The 1,607-nt window shown below is 40.1% G+C and carries 2 protein-coding genes; one reads left to right on the top strand and one right to left on the bottom strand.

Features of this window, described 5'->3' with window-relative positions; genetic code table 11:
* The first annotated feature begins 500 nt into the window (after nt 1–500).
* On the top strand, nt 501–1,238 hold the full coding sequence (locus tag ACRCYC_RS14850; protein WP_438619902.1) for a carbon-nitrogen hydrolase family protein: 738 nt from the start codon (nt 501–503) through the stop codon (nt 1,236–1,238).
* A gap of 167 nt (nt 1,239–1,405) precedes the next feature.
* Here the strand turns inward: ACRCYC_RS14850 and ACRCYC_RS14855 are convergent.
* The coding region (locus tag ACRCYC_RS14855) for a hypothetical protein (RefSeq protein ID WP_438619903.1) at nt 1,406–1,607 on the bottom strand (202 nt) is incomplete at its 5' end.

Here is a 1,607-nt window from a genome sequence, read left to right on the forward strand (position 1 = left end):
TTGTCGTCAATTCGAGATGGGATCATATGAGTGCCAAGAAGAAAGAAAAGACATGCAGAAAATATAATTAAAAAATTTTATCTTCATCTGAAACACGATTTATTAATGCTGAACGATTTCAGTTAATAAATGCACATTACCATTCAAGCACTCACCTACACTCTTAGTTCAAAACCACTCCTGATAACATTTAGTTACCGGGGCATAGCGTAGCATGCTTGCATGCGCAGCGGTTTGAAATGGGCATAAAATTCGCGCAGCGAATGCCCATTTCAAAATGTCCCTGTTCAACTTTTTGTTATCACGGAAGCAGAAGCATGAATGACGATTTTTATTTACGTACAAAGCAACTTGCCTAACCTTAGGATTAACAGTAAAAATAACGTGCAACTCACAAATTTAAAAATTAAATCATTTTGTTGATATGACACATAGCTGAATAATCATAAGCTATATTAGCAACCTAAGAAATCAAATTAGAAATCTACTTGGAATCAAAGATGAAAGTATGCGCAGCTCAATTTAGGCCAGTTGCTGGTGATTTCGATAGTAACATAGCCAGACATATTGAACTGATACAGCTCGCTGTTGAACAGGGAGCCCATCTTGTATTCTTCCCAGAGCTATCGATAACGGGATATGAGCCTAGACTAGCAAAACTACTAGCTTGTGATCCTTTAGACGAGCGACTTAACATACTTCAGAGCTACAGTGACAAATATAAACTACTCATAGGTGTTGGATTACCTATCAATATTACTTCTGGTGTACAAATTGGAATGGTTTGGTTCTCTCCATGCGAACCTCGCCTAACCTACGCAAAACAGCAACTGCACACCGACGAAAATCCATACTTTGTGGCGGGCATTGAACAACTCATTCTTAATAGTGGACGCTACAAGTTCGCTCCAGCCATTTGCTATGAATCACTTCTAATGAAGCATGCTGATAGTGCTGCCGCACAACAAGCTGATGTATATCTCGCAAGCGTCGCTAAATCTAATAGCAGCATGTCGAAAGCAGTAGAACACTACCCTTCTATTGCAAATAAGCACGGCATGTATGTAATTATGGCTAATTGTGTGGGCGTGTGCGATGACTTTGTCAGCGTTGGACAATCTGGAGTCTGGAGTTTTAGTGGAAAATTGCTGGCAAGTTTGGACTCCGAATCAGAAGGCATAGTAATCCTAGATATCGAACATGGTGTGGCAAGCGTACACAAACTACCTGAGAAATAGTATATTTTCTAGCAACCGAATACAACTCATTCATACATACCGTTAATTACGCAATATTGAAGTTAAATGGATTATGGTTCTATTCACTGTAGTAAGCGGCTATGGCAAATTTGCAATTCTCTCATTCGCCTAAAATCTAAGTTAAATACCTTCCTGATAACATTTAGTTAAGGGGCATAGCGCAGCACGCTTGCGTGCGCAGCGGTTTGAAATGGGCATAAAATTCGCGCAGCGAATGCCCATTTCAAAATGTCCCTGCTTGAATTTTTTGTTATCTGAAACCCCAAGGTTGCTAAAAGCAGGCTTATGCCGACCAACGCAACAGCCTTAAGTAAAAGCGATTTTGCCCGGCGTGCAATGTAATGCTCC

It is taken from the genome of Paraclostridium sp., from assembly GCF_051657365.1.
Taxonomy (GTDB): Bacteria; Bacillota; Clostridia; order Peptostreptococcales; family Peptostreptococcaceae; genus Paraclostridium.